Origin of the sequence: Streptomyces sp. SID5910, assembly GCF_009862125.1 — a bacterium.
In the GTDB taxonomy this organism is placed as follows: domain Bacteria; phylum Actinomycetota; class Actinomycetes; order Streptomycetales; family Streptomycetaceae; genus Streptomyces.
In genome coordinates, this window is sequence record NZ_WWHX01000981.1 from 1 (window position 1) to 4,131 (window position 4,131).

4 protein-coding genes are annotated in these 4,131 nt (G+C 71.8%); all 4 read left to right on the top strand.

What is annotated here, in order from left to right; all coding sequences use genetic code 11:
* Positions 1 to 199, top strand: a 199-nt coding sequence (locus GTW67_RS35065) for an adenosylcobinamide-GDP ribazoletransferase (protein WP_202438114.1), incomplete at its 5' end; no start/stop codon positions are given.
* Between the two features lie 280 nt (positions 200 to 479).
* Positions 480 to 2,018: a leucyl aminopeptidase gene (locus GTW67_RS35070; protein WP_161168758.1), complete on the top strand. Its 1,539-nt coding sequence runs from the start codon at positions 480 to 482 to the stop codon at positions 2,016 to 2,018.
* A gap of 342 nt (positions 2,019 to 2,360) precedes the next feature.
* On the top strand, positions 2,361 to 3,749 hold the full coding sequence (gene lpdA, locus GTW67_RS35075; protein WP_161168759.1) for a dihydrolipoyl dehydrogenase: 1,389 nt from the start codon (positions 2,361 to 2,363) through the stop codon (positions 3,747 to 3,749).
* Positions 3,750 to 3,813: 64 nt separating this feature from the next.
* A partial coding sequence (locus GTW67_RS35080) for a biotin/lipoyl-containing protein (protein WP_346010819.1) occupies positions 3,814 to 4,131 on the top strand: 318 nt, incomplete at its 3' end.

The following is a 4,131-nucleotide window of genomic DNA, read 5'->3' on the forward strand; positions in this document are numbered from 1 at the left end:
GGCCGGCGCGGCGGCGGGCGCGTCCCTCGGCCCCGGCGACGCGCTCCGGACGGCGCTCGCCGTGCTGTGCGCCGTCGCCGTCGCCGAACTCCTGCTGCGGCACTGCGTCCGCCGCTTCGGCGGCGTGACCGGCGACGTCTTCGGCGGCGTCGCGGAGACGGCGGCCACGACGGCGCTGGTCGTCCTGGTCCTGGGCTGACCCCCGGCACCAGACACCCGCGGCACCCAACGGGCCCCACGCCACGCCCTGTTCGGCCGCCCCGGGCGAGCCAGGACACCCATCCACGCCCACCCCCGGCAGGGAATTCGCGGGGCGCGGGAGCGAGCGGGCCGGGGCGCGAGCGTAGGCTCGTGCCGGGTGTTTGCCTGCCCAGGTGGATACCACACCGCAGGAGGGATCTAGGGTCGGTTGTCGGGCCCGGTCGACCCACCCGCATTCGGCCCTACAGGACTTCATACGGAAGCGAGAATTCACCACCGTGACTGCTCTCACTCTCTCCACCGCAGCGGTGCCCGGCCTGCGGGCCGACGCGATCGTGATCGGTGTCGCCAAGGGCGCACGCGGCCCGGTCGTCGCACCGGGCGCCGAGGCCGTGGACAAGGCGTACGACGGCAGGCTCGCCGACGTGCTGGAGACCCTCGGTGCCTCCGGTGCGGAGGGCGAGGTGACGAAGCTGCCCGCGCCGTCCGGCTTCAAGGCCCCCGTCGTGGTGGCGGTCGGCCTGGGCGCCGAGCCCGAGAAGGACGCCGGCTTCGACGCCGAGGCGCTGCGCCGGGCCGCCGGTGTCGCCGCCCGCGCGCTCGCCGGTGCCAAGAAGGCGGTCTTCGCGCTGCCGCTGGCCGAGGCCGCCGACGCCGGCGTCGTCGGTGAGGGCGTGCTGCTCGGCGCGTACTCCTTCGACGCGTACAAGGAGAACGGCCGTCAGGCGCAGGGCGCCGCGAAGGCGAAGAACGGCAAGGCGCCGCTGGCCGAGGCCGCGCTGCTGGGCGGCAAGCCCCGCGACAAGGCGTACAAGGCCGCGATCGAGCGTGCCGCGGCCGTCGCCGAGGAGCTGAACCGCGCCCGCGACCTGGTCAACACCCCGCCGAACGACCTGAACCCCGAGGCGTTCGCCGCGGTCGCGCAGGCCGCCGCCAAGGAGCACGGCATCAAGGTGCAGGTGCTCGACGAGAAGGCGCTCGTCAAGGGCGGCTACGGCGGCATCCTGGGCGTCGGCGCCGGTTCGGCGTCCGGCCCGCGGCTGGTGAAGCTGTCGTACACCTCGTCCAAGGCGACGAAGTCGCTCGCCTTCGTCGGCAAGGGCATCACGTACGACTCGGGCGGCATCTCGCTGAAGCCGGCCGGGCACAACGAGACGATGAAGTGCGACATGGCCGGCGCCGCCGCCGTGTTCGCCGCGGTCGTGGCCGCCGCGCGGCTCGGCCTGGAGGTCAACGTCACCGGCTGGCTGGCGCTGGCCGAGAACATGCCGTCCGGCTCCGCGACCCGCCCGGGTGACGTGCTGCGCATGTACAGCGGCAAGACGGTCGAGGTCCTCAACACGGACGCCGAGGGCCGGCTCGTCCTCGCCGACGCCCTGTGGGCGGCCTCGCAGGAGAAGCCGGACGCGATCATCGACGTGGCGACGCTGACCGGCGCGATGATGCTGGCGCTGGGCAGCCGGACGTACGGCGTCATGGCGAACGACGACGCGTTCCGCTCCGCGGTGCACGAGGCGGCGGAGGAGGTCGGCGAGCCGGCGTGGCCGATGCCGCTGCCGGAGCACCTGCGCAAGGGCATGGACTCGGCGACGGCCGACATCGCGAACATGGGTGAGCGGATGGGCGGCGGGCTGGTGGCCGGGCTGTTCCTGCGCGAGTTCGTCGGCGAGGGCATCACCTGGGCGCACCTGGACATCGCGGGTCCGGCCTTCAACGAGGGCGGGCCGTTCGGGTACACGCCGAAGGGGGGCACGGGGACGGCGGTGCGGACGCTGGTGCGGGTTGCCGAGCTGACCGCCGCGGGCGATCTGGGCTGACGGTGCTTTTTGGCTCGGGGCGCGCGTGAGGGCGCCTACGAGCTCGGGGGTGCGGGTGGTTGTGCGGCTGCGGGTCCGTCGTGGCTCGTCGCGCAGTTCCCCGCGCCCCTGGCGGCGTGACCCTGACGTCGGGACCAAGTCGACGTGAGTCGTTCCTCCCTCTCTCACAAGGGAACGTGGGGCGTCTCACACCCCGGCCCCACGTCTCGTTCGGCTCTCACAAGTGCGAAGATGGGGCTCGGCAGGACAGGGCCCCAACCAAGGGCCGAAGAACGAGCGGCCGGACACCAGCCGCCAGCCGGTCACCGACGACCGGTGGCGCACATGCATGGAGGACGTGACGTGGCGAACGACGCCAGCACCGTTTTCGACCTAGTGATCCTCGGCGGTGGTAGCGGTGGTTACGCCGCGGCCCTGCGCGGGGCGCAGCTGGGTCTGGACGTCGCCCTGATCGAGAAGGACAAGGTCGGCGGCACCTGCCTGCACAAGGGTTGCATCCCCACCAAGGCTCTGCTGCACGCGGGCGAGATCGCCGACCAGGCGCGCGAGAGCGAGCAGTTCGGTGTGAAGGCGACCTTCGAGGGCATCGACGTACCGGCCGTCCAGAAGTACAAGGACGACGTGATCTCGGGCCTGTACAAGGGCCTCCAGGGTCTGATCGCCTCGCGCAAGGTGACCTACATCGAGGGTGAGGGCCGGCTGTCCTCCCCGACCTCGGTGGACGTGGGCGGCCAGCGCATCCAGGGCCGCCACGTCCTGCTGGCGACCGGCTCCGTGCCGAAGTCGCTGCCGGGCCTGGACATCGACGGCAACCGGATCATCTCCTCCGACCACGCCCTCGTCCTGGACCGCGTGCCGAAGTCCGCGATCATCCTGGGCGGCGGCGTCATCGGCGTCGAGTTCGCCTCCGCGTGGAAGTCCTTCGGCACCGACGTCACGATCATCGAGGGCCTCAAGCACCTCGTGCCGGTCGAGGACGAGAACAGCTCGAAGCTGCTGGAGCGCGCCTTCCGCAAGCGGGGCATCAAGTTCAACCTGGGCACCTTCTTCGACAAGGCCGAGTACACCCAGGACGGTGTCAAGGTCACCCTCGCCGACGGCAAGGAGTTCGAGGCCGAGGTCCTGCTCGTCGCCATCGGCCGCGGCCCGGTCTCGCAGGGCCTGGGCTACGAGGAGGCCGGGGTCGCCATGGACCGCGGCTACGTCCTGGTCGACGAGTACATGCGCACCAACGTCCCGACCATCTCCGCCGTCGGCGACCTGGTCCCGACCCTCCAGCTGGCGCACGTCGGCTTCGCCGAGGGCATCCTGGTGGCGGAGCGGCTGGCCGGTCTGAAGACCGTCCCGGTCGACTACGACGGCGTGCCGCGGGTGACGTACTGCCACCCCGAGGTCGCCTCCGTCGGCATCACCGAGGCCAAGGCCAAGGAGGTCTACGGCGCGGACAAGGTCGTCGCCCTGAAGTACAACCTGGCCGGCAACGGCAAGAGCAAGATCCTTAAGACCACCGGCGAGATCAAGCTCGTCCAGGTCAAGGACGGTGCCGTGGTCGGCGTCCACATGGTCGGCGACCGCATGGGCGAGCAGGTCGGCGAAGCCCAGCTGATCTACAACTGGGAGGCGCTGCCCGCCGAGGTGGCCCAGCTCATCCACGCCCACCCGACGCAGAACGAGGCGCTCGGCGAGGCCCACCTGGCGCTGGCCGGCAAGCCGCTGCACTCCCACGACTGACCTTCCCTCGGTCACTGGGCGCGACGACACAGACTTCCGCAATTCGTAAGGAGCAACCGAAACCATGGCGGTTTCCGTAACCCTTCCGGCGCTCGGCGAGAGCGTCACCGAGGGCACCGTCACCCGCTGGCTCAAGGCCGAGGGTGAGCGCGTCGAGGCCGACGAGCCGCTGCTCGAGGTGTCGACGGACAAGGTCGACACCGAGATCCCGGCCCCCGCCTCCGGCGTGCTGTCCTCCATCAAGGTCGCCGAGGACGAGACGGTCGAGGTCGGCGCCGAGCTGGCCCTGATCGACGACGGCTCCGGCGCCCCGGCCGCCGAGGCCGCCCCGCAGGCCGAGCAGGTCGCCGAGCCGGCGCCCGAGCCCGCCGCGGCCGCGCCG